Origin of the sequence: Sphingobium sp. AP49 (assembly GCF_000281715.2) — a bacterium.
GTDB lineage: Bacteria > Pseudomonadota > Alphaproteobacteria > Sphingomonadales > Sphingomonadaceae > Sphingobium.
Map to the genome: position 1 here is coordinate 1,444,705 of NZ_CP124576.1, position 19,520 is coordinate 1,464,224.

Consider the following 19,520-nt stretch of genomic DNA (forward strand, 5'->3'; position numbering starts at 1 on the left):
TCGCTCACATGCCCGTGGCGGACGCTGTACCGGGAAAGGCCGGCCATGTCGCTCGGCCACTGGCGGCGGGTATGTTCGCCACCTTGCTCGCGTTCGCAACCCCATCGGCCTTTGCCCAGTCCGCGCCACCGGCGTTGCCCACCGGCGGCGTGTTCGTCAACGGTTCGGGTCAGATCAGCCAGTCCTCGCCTGCCGGGCTGTCGATCACCCAGACCAGCAATCGCGGCGTCATCGACTGGCGCGATTTCTCGATCGGGACCGAGCATCAGGTCAGCATTCAAAATGGTAATGGCGCGACGCTGAACCGCGTCACCGGCGGCGCGCTTTCGCGAATCGAAGGCATGTTGAGCGCGACTGGGTCAGTCTATCTGATGAACCCCAACGGGGTGATCGTCGGTCCGGGCGGCAAGGTCGCAACCGGCGGGGATTTCGTCGCGACCACGCGCACGATTGATGCGGACAGCTTCATGGCTGGCGGTGCGCTGGCCATTCGCGGCACATCGGACGGCACGATCAGCAATGCCGGTTCGATCGTTTCGCAGGGGGGCAGCGTGGTGATGATCGCGCGCGCCGTGACCAACACCGGCAGCATCAGCGCGGCGGCGGGCCGGGTCGATCTCGCGGCGGCGGACCAGGTGCTGCTGGCCACCACCGACGGCAAGGCGGACGGCCTGTATGTCGCGGTCGGCGGTGGCCGGGGCGACATCAGCCAGGGCGGCGTGATCCAGGCGGCGGCGGTTGCGCTGCAGGCGGCGCACGGCAATGTCTTCGCGCTGGCGGGCAATCGCGATGGCCTGATCCAGGCGACGGGGACGGCAACGATCGACGGCCAGCTCTGGCTGACCGCGCCGCAGGGCAAGGTCGAGGTGGCGGGAACGCTCAAGGCCGGCAATGCAGACGGCACCGGCGGCAAGATATTGGTGAATGGCGCGGATGTTGCGCTGACCAGCACGGCCTATGTCTCGGCCTCGGGGCGCAGCGGCGGCGAAGTCGTCATCGGCGCGGAAAGCTATGCCACCGGCAAGGGGCTGGCGAACAGCACGCGGATTGCTGACGGCGCGCAGATCAGCGCGGGGGGCGTTGAGGGCGGCGGCCGGATCGAGACATCGGGCAAGGCGTTCAGCGTCGGCGCGGCGAAGATCGATGCGGGCAAGGGCGGTCAGTGGCTGATCGACCCCGATGATCTGGTGATCGATGCGGCAGCGGCGACGACGATCGTCGGTTCGTTGAACGGCGGGACCGACGTGCTGCAGCAGACGACGGCGGGCGGTACCGGTGGCAATGGCGACATCACGGTCGCGGCGGATCTGGTCTGGACCGGGACCGGCGATCTGACGCTGAACGCCTATCGCGACATTGCGGTCAACAACCAGATCACGGGTGGCGGCACCGTCACGATGACGGCCGGGCGCGACATCGGCATCAATGCGGCGGTGACCGCCACCGGCGTGACCGGCACGGCGACCGGCGTGACCACGATCTCGGCCGGCGGCATCAGCGCGACGGCCGGCGATATTACGCTCACGACCGCCAGTTTCGTCAATCAGGCCGGGGCCAGTGGGCTCTCCGCATCTGGGCGCTGGCTGGTCTATTCGGGCGATCCGGCCAATGACGCGACTGGCGGACTGACGCCCGATTTCTATCAATATAATGCGCCGGGCGGCACCGCGCCGGCCGATGGCGGCAATGGCCTGCTCTACAGCATCGCCCCCACCGTCAGCTTCACCTTGGGCGCGGTAACCAAGGATTATGACGGCACCACCGATGCGGTGCTGGACGACAGCAATGTGACCGTCACCGGCCTTATCAACGGCGATGATTTTACGCTCGATGGCAGCTATGCCGACAAGAATGCCGGCACCGGCATCAACGTCACCGCCACCAATTTCGAGGCGAACCAGGGTGGCATCGCCGTCTATGGCTATAATGTCACCACGCCCAGCGTGACGGCCGCCGTCGGCACGATCAATCGCAAGGCGCTGACCGCCGCGATCATCGGCACGCCGACCAAGACCTATAACGCCACCACGGCGGTGGCGCTTTCCAGTGCGAATTTCGCGCTGACCGGGGTGGCGTCGGGCGAAAGCATAATCATCAACAGCGCCGCGACCGCCGCCTATGACAGCGCCAATGCCGGCAATCGCACCGTCGACGCGACCTTCCAGACGTCGAGCTTCACCCTGGGCAGCGGCGCGCTGCTTTCCAACTATATTCTGCCGACCAGCGCGACCGGCGCGGGCCTCATTAACCAGGCATCGATCCTGGTCAACGGCATCACCGCCAATGACAAGGTCTATGACGGCAGCACGGGCGCACTTCTGAATACCAGCAGCGCCAGCATCTATGGCATTATCGGCAGCGATGACGTCACGCTCGACCTGTCGGGTGCGACCGGCAATTTCGCCACCAAGAATGTCGGCACGGCGATTGCCGTCACGGGTGCGGGCTTCAGTCTGACCGGGGCGGATGCGGCCAATTACGCCATTTCCCAGCCGTCCGACCTCGCCGCCAACATCACCGCTGCGAACCTGCTGGTCACCGGCCTGACAGCCAACGACAAGGTCTATGACGGCACTAATTTCGCGTCGGTCAACACCAATGGCCTGATCGTCAGCGGCCTGATCTTCGGCGATGATGTGACGCCCGTCGCCGATAGCGGCGCACAGATTACCTTTGCCCAGAAGAATGTCGGTGCCGACATTGGCGTCACGATCAGCGGCATTTCGCTGTCGGGGGCGGATGCGGGCAATTATAATCTTGATTTCGCCTCGACCCTGACCGCCGACATCACGCCGCGGCCCATCACCATCACCAACAACGGAATGCCGACCAAGGTCTATGACGGCACCACCAGCGCCTTCGTGTCGCAGGCGGACGTCGGCCTGAGCAATATCGTCGCGGGCGAAAGCATCACGATCAACCAGGCTTCCGGGTTGAACTATGCGTCGAAGAATGTCGGCACCTGGGACATCAATGTCTCGCTCAATCCGTCCGACTATCAGGCGGGCGCCAACACGCTGCTGTCCAACTACAGCCTGCCGACCCTGGGCACGATCCAGGGTGAGATCACGCCGGCGCCGCTCAATATCATCATCGTCGGCAATCCGACCAAGACCTATGACGGCAATGCCAATGCGTCGCTCGGCCCGTCCAATTTCGAGGTGGACGGCTTCGTCACCGGCGAAGGGGCGAGCATCAACCAGACCAGCGGCCAATATGCCGCATCGGATGCGGGCGTCTGGCAGGTCAGCGCGACGCTGGACGCCAGCAATTTCGACACCGATCCCGGCACTTTGATGTCGAACTACATCATCCCCTCGCCGGTGACGGGTTTTGGCACGATCGTGCGCCGCAACCTGGGTCCGGGGGTGGTGACGGTCGACATCACCGGCAATCCGACCAAATATTATGACGGCACCAATGTCGCGACGCTGACCAGTTCCGACTACACGCTGGGCGGGTTCATCGCCGGCGAAGGCGCGACCATCACCGAAACGGTCGGCCAGTATAGCGACGTCAATGCCGGCCAGTGGGCGGTGACCGTCCAGCTCGATTCCAGCGATTTCGATCCGGATCAGGGCACCAATCTCGACAATTATACCCTGCCCACCAGCGCGACCGGCATCGGCACGATCCTGCGCGCGCCGCTGACCGCAGCGATCATCGGCAATCCGACCCGCGTATATAACGGCACCACGCGCATCGCGCTCCAGCCGGGCAATTTCGCGATCTCTGGCGTGGTATCGGGCGAAAGCATTACCGTGTCGCCGGGCAATATCGGCACGTTCGACCTGCGCGACGCGGGCAGCCGGGTCGCATCGGCCAGCTTCACCGGCAATGCCGACTTCGTGGCGGGGGCGGGCACGCTGCTCACCAACTATGTCCTGCCGGTCGACGCCAGCGGGCCGGGCACCATTACCCAGGCACCGCTCAACATCCTGAATGTCGGCGCGCAGAACAAGGTTTATGACCAGACCACGCTGGCGACGCTGACCGGCACGGCGACCCTGTTCGGCCTGGTCAGTGGCGATGATGTGACGCTGAGCAGCGCTGGCTCCACCGGTACCTTCGCCACCCCCAATGTCGGTAACGGCATCGTCGTTACCGTTGCGGGCTATAGCATTTCGGGCGCGGATACCGCCAATTACCAGCTGTTCCAGCCGACCGGCATCACCGCGAACATTACCCGGCGCGGGCTGACGATCGACAATTTGACGGCGCTGGACAAGCTTTACGACGGCACCACCGACGCCACGCTTGGCGGCACGGCGACGCTGGTCGGCGTGTTGTCGGGCGATGACGTTGCGCTCGATGGCGGCAGTTCGACCGCGCACTTCCTGCAGAAGAATGTCGGCACCGACCTGCGCGTGCAGGTCGGCGGCTATGATCTGGCAGGGGCGCAGGCGGGCAATTATGCGTTGACGCAGCCGACGGGGCTGACCGCCGATATCAATGCCCGGCCGCTCAGCGGGGCGATCATCGGCAATCCGACCAAGACCTATGACGGCACGACCCAGGTGTCGCTGGGCAGCGGCAATTATACGCTGACCGGCTTCATCGCGGGCGAAGGTGGCTCGATCACCCAGTCCGCCGGCGCCGCCTATGACAGCGCCAATGCCGGCGCACGCATCGTGACCGCCAGCCTGGTCACCTCAGACTTCGTGGTGCAATCGGGCACCCTCCTCAGCAACTATCTGCTGCCGACCAGCATTTCGGGGGCAGGCACGATCAACCAGGCGACGCTGACAGCGTCGATCGTCAACAATCCGACGAAGGTCTATGATTCCACCACCTTCGCGGCGTTGACCAGTGGCGACTATAGCATAAGCGGATTCGTCGGTGGCGAAGGAGCCACGATCACCCAGACCGTGGGCGCCTATGATAATAAGAGCGTTGGCTATCACACGGTGATTGCCACGCTGGGTTCGGGCGATTTCACGGCTGATACGGGGACGACACTCGCCAACTATGTCCTGCCGGTCGAGGCGACGGGCTTTGGCACCATCACGCCCGCCACCCTGCAGGTCGTCGGCATTCTTGCCTTGGACAAGGTCTATGACGGCAACACGGTTGCACAATTGGACAGCAGTGGCGGCGGCCTGACCGGTATCTATGCCGGTGATACCGTCAATCTGGTTTCCACCGGCGCTTCCGGTCAGTTCGCGACCAAGAATGTCGGCACCAACATCGCCGTGACGGCATCGGGCTATGACATTTCGGGCGGCGATTCCGCCAATTACGTCGTGTTGCAGCCGGTCGGGCTGATGGCCGACATATTTGTGAAGGATATCAGCCTGGCATCGGTGACCAAGGTCTATGATGCCCTGACGCCGGTACCGACGGTCGACGCCGCCTATACGCTGTCCGGGGTGGTCGGCGGTGATGATGTCGGCGTCAACGCCAGCGGGATCGTCGGCAATTATGCCGACAAGAATGTCGGTACCAACAAGAATGTCGACATCATCTCCGGCGTCGCGCTTAAGGGCGCAGACGCGACCAATTATAATATCGCAGCGGATTTCCAGGGCGCGATCGGCATCATCACCCCGGCCACGCTGACGGTCATCGGTGCGGTGGCGCTGAACAAAATCTATGACCAGACCACGGCGGCAGAGATCGACAACAGCAATACGAGCCTGCAAGGCATATTGCAGACGGATCTGGTCACCCTCAACCCCTCGGCGTTGGCGAGCCCCATCGTCGCGGGGGCCTTTGCCAACGCCAATGCCGGCACCAACAAGGCGGTCACGACCAACGCCTACACCATCGGTGGCGACGATGCGGGCAATTATACGCTGGTCCAGCCCCAGGGGCTGACCGCGACCATTTTCCAGAAGGAAATCACGCTCGATTCCGTCACCAAAATCTATAATGGCACCACCGCCCTGCCGACCGCATCCAGCGGCTATGTGTTCAGCGGCGTCATCAGTGGCGACACGGTCACGGCCAATGCATCGGCTGCGACGGGGCAATATAATGACGGCAAGGATGTCGGGAACGACATGTCCGTCACCGTCAACGGCCTGACGCTGGGCGGCACCAGCGGCGCCAATTATTATATCAATGATGTCACCGCCGATATCGGCTTCATCACCCCCAGGGCGCTGACCGTTGCCATCACCGGCAACCCGACCAAGATCTATGATGGCACCGATGCAGCGACCCTGACGGATACAGACTATACGCTGACCGGCTTCGTGACGGGCGAGGGCGCGACCATTACCCAGACGTCGGGTACCTATGCCTCGATCCATCAGGGCAGCTGGAACGTCTCCACGACGCTCGGGCTGGGGGATTATGATGCCGATATCGGCACATTGCTCACCAATTATAGTCTGCCCGGCACTGCCTCCGGCAATGGGACCATCACCCCGCGGACCCTGACGATCAATGGCGTTGTCGCCGATAACAAGGTCTATGACGGCAGCGTTGTTGCGACGCTCGACAATAGCGGCGCCACGCTTGCGACCATCGTCGCTGGTGACAGCGTCTCGCTCAACTATTCCGCTGCGACCGCGACGTTCGACAACCGCAATGTCGGTACGGGCAAGACCGTCACCGCGACCGGTTACACGCTCGATAATAATCCGTTCGGCGACTATGTGCTGGACCAGCCGGTCCTGTTGAGCGCAGACATCACTTCCGCGCTGCTCGTGCTGACCCGCGTCAGTCGTATCTATGACGCGACAGTCAACCTGCCGACCGATGCGTCGGCCTACACGCTGTCGGGCATTGTCGGGACCGATGCGGTGACCGTCGATGCGGCGGCAGCGGCCGCCAGCGGCAATTATGCCGACAAGAATGTGGACAATGACATCCTCGTCACCATCGGCAACCTGCAGTTGACGGGTGCGGATGCGGGCAATTATGCGATCGCCTCGTCGATCCAGGACCAGCGAATCGGCGTGATTACGCCCAAGGCTCTTGCCGCGACGATCATCGGCAATCCCACCAAGATCTATGACGGCACCCGCACCGCGACTCTGGGCAGCGGCAATTACCAGCTCAACGGCTTCGTTGGTGGCGAAGGCGCGGTCATTACCCAGACCGCGGGCTTATATGATATCAAGGATGCCGGCGGGCGCACCATAACCGCCGCCCTGACCGGCGGCGACTTTGCCGCCAATGTTGGGACGCTGCTCACCAACTATGTGCTGCCGGACGAGGCCGTTGGCGCAGGGGTGATCAATCGCAAGCTGCTGTCGGTCGCGCTGGTTGGCTATCCGACGAAAATCTACGATGGTACGACCACGGCGACGCTGACCGACGCGAATTTCGATCTGACCGGCTTCGTTGCGGGCGAGGATGCAGCGGTTACGCAGAGCATCGGCAGCTATGACAGCAAGAATGCTGGCGTGCGCACCGTCACGGCCGCGCTCATTGCCAGCGATTTCAGCCCGATCGGCGGCACGCTTCTGGGCAACTATGTGTTGCCGGTCAGCGCTACGGGTGCGGGCCAGATCGACCAGGCGATGTTGACCGCCAGCATCATCGGCACCCCGACCAAGACCTATGATGGAACGCGGGCGATTGCCCTCACCTCGGGCAATTACCAGCTCAACGGCTTCGTCACCGGCGAAGGCGCCACCGTGACCGAGGCCAACGGCCTCTTCGTGTCGCCGAATGCCGGCATGCGGGTGGTTAATGCAGCACTGGACCCCGGCGACTTTGCTGCGGATTCGGGCACGTTGCTGGCTAATTATGTGCTGCCGACCCTGGCCAGTGGCAATGGCAGGATCAACCAGAAGGCGCTCAGCGCCATCATCATCGGCAACCCGACCAAGACCTATGACGGCGGCGATACCGCGACCCTGGCATCGGGCAATTATGAACTGACCGGCTTCGTGGGCATTGAGGGGGCGAGCGTCACCCAGAGCGCAGGCCGATATGACAGCGCGAACGCCGGCGCGCGCACCGTCACGGCATCGCTTGCGGTGGGCGATTTCGCTGCCGATGCCGGCACCACGCTCAGCAACTATGTGCTGCCGACCGAGGCAAGCGGCGCGGGGACGATCAATCGGAAAGCACTGGCCGCCGCGATCATCGGCACCCCGACCAAGGTGTATGACGGGAATAGTGTCGCGACGCTGACCTCTGCCAATTACAGCCTGACGGGCTTTGTGGGCACCGAGGGCGCGAGCGTGACCGAGACGGTGGGCGCCTATGACAGCGCCAATGCCGGCGGCCGCACGGTCACGGCGCAGCTGGACAGCGCAGACTTCACCGCCAACACGGGCACATTGCTGGCCAACTATGTGCTGCCGACTGGTGCCGTGGGCGCGGGTCTGATCAACCGCGCGGTATTGACGGCGTCGATCGTCGGTATCCCGACCAAGACCTATGACGCGACCACTACCGCAACGCTTGACAGCGGCAATTTCCAGCTCGTCGGTTTCGTGACTGGCGAAGGGGCGATTGTCACGCAGGACAGTGGTAATTATGCCTCCGCCGATGCAGGCTTCCGCCTCATAACTGCCTCCCTTATGGTCGGTGATTTCGTGCCGACCGGTGCGACTCTCCTGTCCAATTATGTGTTGCCTACCAGCGCGACGGGCATGGGACTGATCGAGCGGGCAACGCTCTCCGCCTCGATCATTGGTAATCCGACCAAGACCTATGATGGCACCACGCTGGCGACCCTGACCTCCGGTAATTATGCGTTGACCGGTTTTGTAGGCGGGCAGGGTGCGACGATCATCGAGACGGTCGGCACATATAGTTCGGCCAATGCCGGCGGCCGAACGGTGACCGCGCAGCTGGGTAGCGCAGACTTCAGCGCCAACAGCGGCACCACGCTCGGCAACTATGTGCTGCCGACCAGCGCATCGGGGGCGGGTACGATCAGCCAGGCGACGCTGCTGGCGTCGATCATCGGCAACCCGACCAAGGTGTATGACGGCAATGCCGTGGCGACGCTCACCTCGGCCAACTATGCGCTGACCGGCTTCGTCACGGGCGAAGGCGCGAGCGTGACCGAGACGGTGGGCGCCTATGACAGCGCCAATGCCGGCGGCCGCACCGTGACGGCGCAGCTGGGGGCCAGCGACTTCACCGCCAACAGCGGCACCACGCTCGGCAACTACATCCTGCCGACCAGCGCCTCGGGCGCAGGTACGATCAGCCAGGCGACCTTGCTGGCATCGATCATCGGCAATCCGACCAAGGTCTATGACGGCAACACCGTAGCAACGCTCACCAGCGCCAACTATGCGCTGACGGGCTTCGTGACGGGTGAAGGCGCGAGCGTGACCGAGACGGTGGGCGCCTATGACAGCGCCAACGCCGGCGGCCGCACCGTGACGGCGCAGCTGGGCGCCAGCGACTTCACCGCAAACAGCGGCACCACGCTCGGCAACTACATCCTGCCGACGAGCGCCTCGGGCGCGGGGACGATCAGCCAGGCGACCTTGCTGGCATCGATCATCGGCAATCCGACCAAGACCTATGACGGCAACACCGTGGCGACGCTGACGTCGGCCAATTATGCGCTGACGGGCTTCATCAGTGGTGAAGGTGCGAGCGTGACCGAGACGGTCGGCGCCTATGACAGCGCCAATGCCGGCGGCCGCACCGTAACCGCGCAGCTGGGCGCCGGCGACTTCAGCGCCAACACGGGCACGCTGCTGGCGAACTATGTGCTGCCGACGAGCGCATCGGGCGCGGGGACGATCAGCCAGGCGAGCTTGCTGGCGTCGATCATCGGCAATCCGACCAAGGTGTATGACGGCAACGCCATCGCTACCCTGACGTCCGCCAACTATGCGCTGACCGGCTTCGTCACGGGTGAAGGCGCGAGCGTGACCGAGACGGTGGGCACCTATGACAGCGCCAACGCCGGCGGCCGCACCGTGACGGTGCAGCTGGGGGCGAACGACTTCACCGCCAACAGCGGCACGCTGCTGGCGAACTATGTGCTGCCGACCAGCGCGTCGGGTGCAGGGACGATCAGCCAGGCGACGCTGCTGGCATCGATCATCGGCAATCCGACCAAGACCTATGACGGCAATGCCGTAGCAACGCTCACCAGCGCCAACTATGCGCTGACCGGCTTCATCACGGGTGAAGGCGCGAGCGTGACCGAGACGGTGGGTGCCTATGACAGCGCCAATGCCGGTGGCCGCACCGTGACCGCGCAGCTGGGGGCCAGCGACTTCACCGCCAACACGGGCACCACGCTCGGCAACTATGTGCTGCCGACGAGCGCATCGGGCGCGGGTACGATCAGCCAGGCGACCTTGCTGGCGTCGATCATCGGCAACCCGACCAAGGTGTATGACGGCAACACCGTGGCGACGCTTACCAGCGCCAACTATGCGCTGACCGGCTTCGTCACGGGCGAAGGCGCGAGCGTGACCGAGACGGTGGGCGCCTATGACAGCGCCAACGCCGGTGGCCGAACGGTGACCGCGCAGCTGGGGGCCAGCGACTTCACCGCCAGCACGGGCACCACGCTCGGCAACTATGTGCTGCCGACCAGCGCGTCGGGTGCAGGGACGATCAGCCAGGCGACCTTGCTGGCATCGATCATCGGCAACCCGACCAAGACCTATGACGGCAATGCCGTAGCAACGCTCACCAGCGCCAACTATGCGCTGACCGGCTTCGTCACGGGCGAAGGCGCGAGCGTGACCGAGACGGTGGGCGCCTATGACAGCGCCAACGCCGGCGGCCGAACGGTGACCGCGCAGCTGGGGGCCAGCGACTTCACCGCCAACACGGGCACCACGCTCGGCAACTATGTGCTGCCGACCAGCGCGTCGGGTGCAGGGACGATCAGCCAGGCGACGCTGCTGGCATCGATCATCGGCAATCCGACCAAGACCTATGACGGTAACAGCGTGGCGACGCTCACCAGCGCCAACTACGCGCTGACCGGCTTCGTTATGGGCGAAGGCGCAAGCGTGACCGAGACGGTGGGTGCCTATGACAGCGCCAATGCCGGTGGCCGCACCGTGACCGCGCAGCTGGGGACCAGCGATTTCACCGCCAACAGCGGTACGACGCTCAGCAACTATGTGCTGCCGACCAGCGCGTCGGGTGCAGGGACGATCAGCCAGGCGACCTTGCTGGCGTCGATCATCGGCAATCCGACCAAGACCTATGACGGTAACAGCGTGGCGACGCTCACCAGCGCCAACTATGCGCTGACCGGCTTCGTCACGGGTGAAGGCGCGAGCGTGACCGAGACGGTGGGCGCCTATGACAGCGCCAACGCCGGTGGCCGCACCGTGACTGCGCAGCTGGGCGCCAGCGACTTCACCGCCAACAGCGGCACGCTGCTCGGCAACTATGTGCTGCCGACGAGCGCGTCGGGTGCGGGTACGATCAGCCAGGCGACACTGCTGGCGTCGATCATCGGCAACCCGACCAAGACCTATGACGGCAACACCGTGGCCACCCTGACGTCCGCCAACTATGCGCTGACCGGCTTCATCAGTGGCGAAGGCGCGAGCGTGACCGAGACGGTGGGCGCCTATGACAGCGCCAACGCCGGCGGCCGCACCGTGACCGCGCAGCTGGGGGCGAACGATTTCAGCGCCAACAGCGGCACGCTGCTGGCGAACTATGTGCTGCCGACGAGCGCCTCGGGCGCGGGTACGATCAGCCAGGCGACGCTGCTGGCATCGATCATCGGCAATCCGACCAAGGTCTATGACGGCAATGCCGTGGCGACGCTGACGTCGGCCAATTATGCGCTGACGGGCTTCATCAGTGGTGAAGGTGCGAGCGTGACCGAGACGGTGGGCACCTATGACAGCGCCAACGCCGGCGGCCGAACGGTGACCGCGCAGCTGGGGGCCAGCGACTTCAGCGCCAACAGCGGCACCACGCTCGGCAACTACATCCTGCCGACCAGCGCATCGGGCGCAGGTACGATCAGCCAGGCGACCTTGCTGGCATCGATCATCGGCAACCCGACCAAGGTGTATGACGGCAACGCCATCGCTACCCTGACGTCCGCCAACTATGCGCTGACCGGCTTCGTCACGGGTGAAGGCGCGAGCGTGACCGAGACGGTGGGCACCTATGACAGCGCCAATGCCGGCGGTCGCACGGTCACGGCGCAGCTGGGGACGAACGACTTCACCGCAAACAGCGGCACGCTGCTGGCGAACTATGTGCTGCCGACCAGCGCGTCGGGTGCAGGGACGATCAGCCAGGCGACGCTGCTGGCCTCGATCATCGGCAATCCGACCAAGACCTATGACGGCAACACCGTGGCCACCCTGACGTCGGCCAACTACAGCCTGACGGGCTTCGTCACGGGTGAAGGCGCGAGCGTGACCGAGACGGTCGGTGCCTATGACAGCGCCAACGCCGGCGGCCGCACCGTGACGGTGCAGCTGGGGGCGAACGACTTCACCGCCAACAGCGGCACGCTGCTGGCGAACTATGTGCTGCCGACCAGCGCGTCGGGTGCGGGGACGATCAGCCAGGCGACCTTGCTGGCATCGATCATCGGCAATCCGACCAAGACCTATGACGGCAACACCGTGGCGACGCTGACGTCGGCCAATTATGCGCTGACGGGCTTCATCAGTGGTGAAGGTGCGAGCGTGACCGAGACGGTCGGCGCCTATGACAGCGCCAATGCCGGCGGCCGCACCGTAACCGCGCAGCTGGGCGCCGGCGACTTCAGCGCCAACACGGGCACGCTGCTGGCGAACTACATCCTGCCGACCAGCGCGTCGGGTGCAGGTACGATCAGCCAGGCGACCTTGCTGGCATCGATCATCGGCAATCCGACCAAGGTCTATGACGGTAACAGCGTAGCAACGCTCACCAGCGCCAACTATGCGCTGACGGGCTTCGTGACGGGTGAAGGCGCGAGCGTGACCGAGACGGTGGGCGCCTATGACAGCGCCAATGCCGGCGGCCGCACGGTCACGGCGCAGCTGGGTAGCGCTGACTTCACCGCCAACACGGGCACGCTGCTGGCGAACTATGTGCTGCCGACGAGCGCGTCGGGCGCGGGTACGATCAGCCAGGCGACCTTGCTGGCGTCGATCATCGGCAATCCGAACAAGACCTATGACGGCAACACCGTGGCGACGCTCACCAGCGCTAACTATGCGCTGACCGGCTTCGTTATGGGCGAAGGCGCAAGCGTGACCGAGACGGTGGGCACCTATGACAGCGCCAACGCCGGTGGCCGCACCGTGACGGCGCAGCTGGGCGCCAGCGACTTCACCGCCAACACGGGCACGACGCTCGGCAACTATGTGCTGCCGACCAGCGCGTCGGGCGCGGGTACGATCAGCCAGGCGACGCTGCTGGCATCGATCATCGGCAATCCGACCAAGGTCTATGACGGCAATGCCGTAGCGACGCTGACGTCGGCCAATTATGCGCTGACGGGCTTCATCAGTGGTGAAGGTGCGAGCGTGACCGAGACGGTGGGCACCTATGACAGCGCCAATGCCGGCGGTCGCACGGTCACGGCGCAGCTGGGGACGAACGACTTCACCGCCAACAGCGGTACGACGCTCAGCAACTATGTGCTGCCGACGAGCGCATCGGGTGCAGGGACGATCAGCCAGGCGACCTTGCTGGCATCGATCATCGGCAATCCGACCAAGGTCTATGACGGCAACAGCGTGGCGACGCTTACCAGCGCCAACTATGCGCTGACCGGCTTTGTGGGTACCGAAGGCGCGAGCGTGACCGAGACGGTGGGCGCCTATGACAGCGCCAATGCCGGCGGCCGCACTGTGACCGCGCAGCTGGGGGCCAGCGACTTCACCGCCAACAGCGGCACCACGCTCGGCAACTACATCCTGCCGACCAGCGCATCGGGCGCAGGGACGATCAGCCAGGCGACGCTGCTGGCATCGATCATCGGCAACCCGACCAAGACCTATGACGGCAACACCGTGGCCGCCCTGACGTCCGCCAACTATGCGCTGACCGGCTTCGTCACGGGCGAAGGCGCGAGCGTGACCGAGACGGTGGGCACCTATGACAGCGCCAATGCCGGCGGTCGCACGGTCACGGCGCAGCTGGGGACGAACGACTTCACCGCAAACAGCGGCACGCTGCTGGCGAACTATGTGCTGCCGACGAGCGCGTCGGGTGCAGGGACGATCAGCCAGGCGACGCTGCTGGCCTCGATCATCGGCAACCCGACCAAGACCTATGACGGCAACACCGTGGCCACCCTGACGTCGGCCAACTACAGCCTGACGGGCTTCGTCACGGGTGAAGGCGCGAGCGTGACCGAGACGGTCGGTGCCTATGACAGCGCCAACGCCGGCGGCCGCACCGTGACGGTGCAGCTGGGGGCGAACGACTTCACCGCCAACAGCGGCACCACGCTCGGCAACTACATCCTGCCGACGAGCGCGTCGGGTGCAGGGACGATCAGCCAGGCGACGCTGCTGGCATCGATCATCGGCAATCCGACCAAGACCTATGACGGCAATGCCGTAGCAACGCTCACCAGCGCCAACTATGCGCTGACCGGCTTCGTCACGGGCGAAGGCGCGAGCGTGACCGAGACGGTGGGCACCTATGACAGCGCCAATGCCGGCGGTCGCACGGTCACGGCGCAGCTGGGGACGAACGACTTCACCGCAAACAGCGGCACGCTGCTGGCGAACTATGTGCTGCCGACGAGCGCGTCGGGTGCAGGGACGATCAGCCAGGCGACGCTGCTGGCCTCGATCATCGGCAACCCGACCAAGACCTATGACGGCAACACCGTGGCCACCCTGACGTCGGCCAACTACAGCCTGACGGGCTTCGTCACGGGTGAAGGCGCGAGCGTGACCGAGACGGTCGGTGCCTATGACAGCGCCAATGCCGGCGGCCGCACTGTGACCGCGCAGCTGGGGGCCAACGACTTCACCGCCAACAGCGGCACGCTGCTGGCGAACTATGTGCTGCCGACGAGCGCGTCGGGTGCAGGGACGATCAGCCAGGCGACGCTGCTGGCGTCGATCATCGGCAATCCGACCAAGACCTATGACGGCAATGCCGTAGCAACGCTCACCAGCGCCAACTATGCGCTGACCGGCTTCGTCACGGGCGAAGGCGCGAGCGTGACCGAGACGGTGGGCGCCTATGACAGCGCCAACGCCGGCGGCCGCACCGTGACGGCGCAGCTGGGGGCCAGCGACTTCACCGCCAACACGGGCACGCTGCTGGCGAACTATGTGCTGCCGACCAGCGCATCGGGCGCGGGTACGATCAGCCAGGCGACGCTGCTGGCATCGATCATCGGCAACCCGACCAAGACCTATGACGGCAACAGCGTAGCAACGCTCACCAGCGCCAACTATGCGCTGACGGGTTTCGTGACCGGCGAAGGCGCGAGCGTGACCGAGACGGTGGGCGCCTATGACAGCGCCAATGCCGGCGGCCGCACCGTGACCGCGCAGCTGGGCGCCGGCGACTTCACCGCCAACAGCGGCACCACGCTCAGCAACTATGTGCTGCCGACCAGCGCATCGGGCGCGGGTACGATCAGCCAGGCGACGCTGCTGGCATCGATCATCGGCAACCCGACCAAGACCTATGACGGCAACAGCGTAGCAACGCTCACCAGCGCCAACTATGCGCTGACGGGTTTCGTGACCGGCGAAGGCGCGAGCGTGACCGAGACGGTGGGCGCCTATGACAGCGCCAATGCCGGCGGCCGCACCGTGACCGCGCAGCTGGGCGCCGGCGACTTCACCGCCAACAGCGGCACCACGCTCAGCAACTATGTGCTGCCGACCAGCGCATCGGGCGCGGGTACGATCAGCCAGGCGACGCTGCTGGCATCGATCATCGGCAACCCGACCAAGACCTATGACGGCAACAGCGTAGCAACGCTCACCAGCGCCAACTATGCGCTGACCGGCTTCGTCACGGGTGAAGGTGCGAGCGTGACCGAGACGGTGGGCGCCTATGACAGCGCCAATGCCGGCGGCCGCACCGTGACCGCGCAGCTGGGCGCCGGCGACTTCACCGCCAACAGCGGCACCACGCTCAGCAACTATGTGCTGCCGACGAGCGCATCGGGCGCGGGTACGATCAGCCAGGCGACCTTGCTGGCGTCGATCATCGGCAATCCGACCAAGGTGTATGACGGCAATGCCGTAGCAACGCTCACCAGCGCCAACTATGCGCTGACCGGCTTCGTCACGGGTGAAGGCGCGAGCGTGACCGAGACGGTGGGCGCCTATGACAGCGCCAACGCCGGCGGCCGCACGGTCACGGCGCAGCTGGGGGCCAGCGACTTCACCGCCAACAGCGGCACGACGCTCGGCAACTATGTGCTGCCGACCAGCGCATCGGGCGCGGGTACGATCAGCCAGGCGACGCTGCTGGCCTCGATCATCGGCAACCCGACCAAGACCTATGACGGCAACAGCGTAGCAACGCTCACCAGCGCCAACTATGCGCTGACCGGCTTCGTCACGGGCGAAGGCGCGAGCGTGACCGAGACGGTGGGTGCCTATGACAGCGCCAATGCCGGCGGCCGCACGGTCACGGCGCAGCTGGGCGCCAGCGACTTCACCGCCAACAGCGGTACGCTGCTCGGCAACTATGTGCTGCCGACGAGCGCTGTGGGTGTGGGTACGATCCTGGCGCGGCCGATCAGCGCGCGCGTAGGTGTCGAGATTGTCGGCAATCCGACGAAAACCTATGATGGCACAACGCTAGCGACACTGAGGCCGGAAAATTATGCGTTGGAGGGCTTTATTGGCACGGATGGCGCAACGGTCACCCAGGCGGTGGGTAGCTATGCCGACAATAATGCGGGCGTCCATCTGATTACGGCGCTGTTGTCCCTGTCCGATTTCCTTCCCGATGCCGGCACTGACCTAGCCAATTATATAATGCCCGAGCGTGCGATCGGTCCCGGTACGATCAATCCCGCCCCTCTTGCAGCGATGCTGATTGGCAACCCGACCAAGACCTATGACGGCAATGCCGTAGCAACGCTCACCAGCGCCAACTATGCGCTGACCGGCTTCGTCACGGGTGAAGGCGCGAGCGTGACCGAGACGGTGGGCGCCTATGACAGCGCCAATGCCGGCGGCCGCACCGTGACGGCGCAGCTGGGCGCCAGCGACTTCACCGCTAATACGGGCACGCTGCTCACTAACTACATCCTGCCGACCAGCGCATCGGGTGCGGGGACGATTGATCGGGCCGCTCTGGCAGCGGCGATCACGGGCTATCCGACGAAAAGCTTTGACGGCAATAGCATCGCCACGCTCACTTCGTCGGATTATACGCTGACGGGCTTCGTCGCGGGCGAAGGGGCCACTGTCACACAGACGCAGGCTAGCTATGCAGCGCCGACGGTCGGCGTGCATCAGGTTCGCGCCACGCTCGATGCCGGCGACTATAGTGCCAACAATGGGACATTGCTCAGCAACTATAATCTGCCGGCAATTGCGACCGGGCCGGGCGAGATCACGCCCCCCACGCCAGAACCGCCCACGCCCTGTGTCGTTCCGACCTCGATCAATTGCACTATCCACGGCTTTGCCGCGCTGCTCGGCGTACGGCGTTTCTATGTGCCCTATCCTTCGCCCTATTCCATCTATTTTGGTTATACCAATGCCATGGCCGGCCTGCCCAGCGTCCTGCGGCAGAGCAGCGTGACGCCGATCCCCGGCGGCTTGCTGATCCGCACCGGCATGCCGATTATCAACACCCCCGAACAGGTCCTGCTGCAGGGCGCGACCGGAAAGGAATATCGCCTCATGTTCCCGCCGCAGCAGCCCTTGATCTGGCCCGAGGCACAACCGTGAAGTGCTGTCCTGTTACGCCAACGCTGATTTTCCTTGCCTGTGCCAGCGTCGGCGCGCTGATCGCCATGCCCGCCGCCGCGCAGGATTTCCGCCGCGTCGTGCCCAAACTGCCGCCGGCAACGCCCCCCACGCCGGTGACCGTGCCGGATGAAGCCGTGCCGACCGGTCTGGACCAGAGCGTGCTGCTATCCGATCTCAAGGGCGTGGTCTTCGTCAACGGCACTGCCGCGGTGCAGGCGGGTGGTGTCGCCCCGGCGGACGTCCCTGGCGGTGTAGCCGCCCGCGATCTGCCACTGCTGGCGAACGCAGATTTCGCTGCGCGCGTTCAGCCCTATCTAGGCCGCCCGTTGACACGGGCGGATATGGAGGCGATCGCCCAGCTGGCGCGCGATGCCTATCGCGACGCCGAACAACCCTTCATGGAAGTCAGCGTGCCGCCGCAAAATGTGCAAAGCGGCGTCGTCCAGTTCGTGGTCACCCCTTATCATGTCGGCACGGTCAATGTGACGGGAAACCGCCATTTCTCGACCCGACTGATCCAGGGCATGGGCGATCTCAAGCCCGGACAGCCGCTCAGCCTGCCGCGCATGCGCAAGGCGCTGGACGATTATAACCAGAATCCGTTTCTGACCATCAATGCCATTGCCAGCCCCGGCGACAGTACCGGAGCGACGGACATCAATCTGGAAGCGAAGGACCGATTCCCGCTGCGTGCCTACGCCGGTTACGACAATCAGGGGACGCCGCTGCTGGGCCGGGACGAATGGTATGTCGGCCTCAACTGGGGCAATGTGCTCGGATCGGGCATGATCCTGTCCTATCAGTTCACCCGCAGTTTCGAGGGGCATTATACCTCGCATTCGGCGAGCAATGTCATTCCGCTCGGCCCGGACGACCGGATATTGCTGTTCGGGGCTTATGCGACCCAGCAACCCGATCTGGGCGAGATATTCGACAGCAAGGGCCATTCGGGTCAGATCAGCGGACGCTGGGCGCATGACCTGCCCGGGTCGGATATCATCAAGCATAATATTCAGATTGGCGTCGATTATAAGCGGACCGACAATAATCTCGATTTCCTGGGCTTCCGTGTGCTCGACACGGCGGTGGAGGTCTTTCAGATTCCGATCACCTATAGCGGCACCTTCATCGACAATGGCGGACGCACGGTGGTGGAAGCGACGGTGGTTTTCTCGCCTGGCGACGTCACACCGCATAATGACGATGCTTCGCTGAATCAGTTGGTCCCTTTTTCCAACGCGACCTATGGCTATTGGCGACTGTCCGCGACGCGTACGACCTTTTTGGGCAGCGATGTCAGCTGGGTGGCGCGCGCCATGTTCCAGGGGGCAACCGGCAATCTTCCCTATAGCGAGCAACTGAGCGGAGGCGGCATCGGCAGCGTGCGCGGCTATGATCCCAATACGGCGATGGGCAGTGAGGGGCTAATCCTGAGTTCGGAAATCCGCAGCCCCGCCTTCAGCCTGCTTGGTGACAAGGCGGACGACCATCTGCAGTTTGGTATATTCGCCGACTATGCCCGGCTATGGCAGCGCAAGCCTTATCCCGACCTGCCGCATGCGGACGAGATCGCCAGTGTCGGCTTCAACGTCAATTATACGGTCGGTCGCTATCTCGACCTGCAGTTGCAGGTCGGCCAGCAGTTGATGAATGCGCCGTTCAACGATGACAAGAAGATGCGAGCATCGGTCATCGCGACGGTAGGATTCTAGAGCATTTTCGAAGCAGATGGCATCATCTGCTGGCTCG

2 protein-coding genes are annotated in these 19,520 nt (G+C 64.3%); both read left to right on the forward strand.

Going from position 1 to position 19,520, the window contains the following annotated elements; all coding sequences use genetic code 11:
* Nucleotides 1–8: 8 nt before the first annotated feature.
* Entirely contained in the window at nt 9–17,750 is a 17,742-nt protein-coding gene (locus PMI04_RS07070; protein WP_283184862.1) for a YDG domain-containing protein, read from the forward strand.
* Nucleotides 17,747–19,483, forward strand: coding sequence for a ShlB/FhaC/HecB family hemolysin secretion/activation protein (locus PMI04_RS07075; RefSeq protein ID WP_007715266.1), 1,737 nt, complete (start codon nt 17,747–17,749; stop codon nt 19,481–19,483). The genes PMI04_RS07070 and PMI04_RS07075 overlap by 4 nt, the downstream gene beginning before the upstream one ends.
* Nucleotides 19,484–19,520: the final 37 nt, after the last annotated feature.

What these genes read in the sequence shown, in the direction of transcription:
- PMI04_RS07070 (WP_283184862.1), top strand. Translation starts at nt 9, where the DNA reads ATGCCCGTGGCGGACGCTGTACCGGGAAAGGCCGGCCATGTCGCTCGG.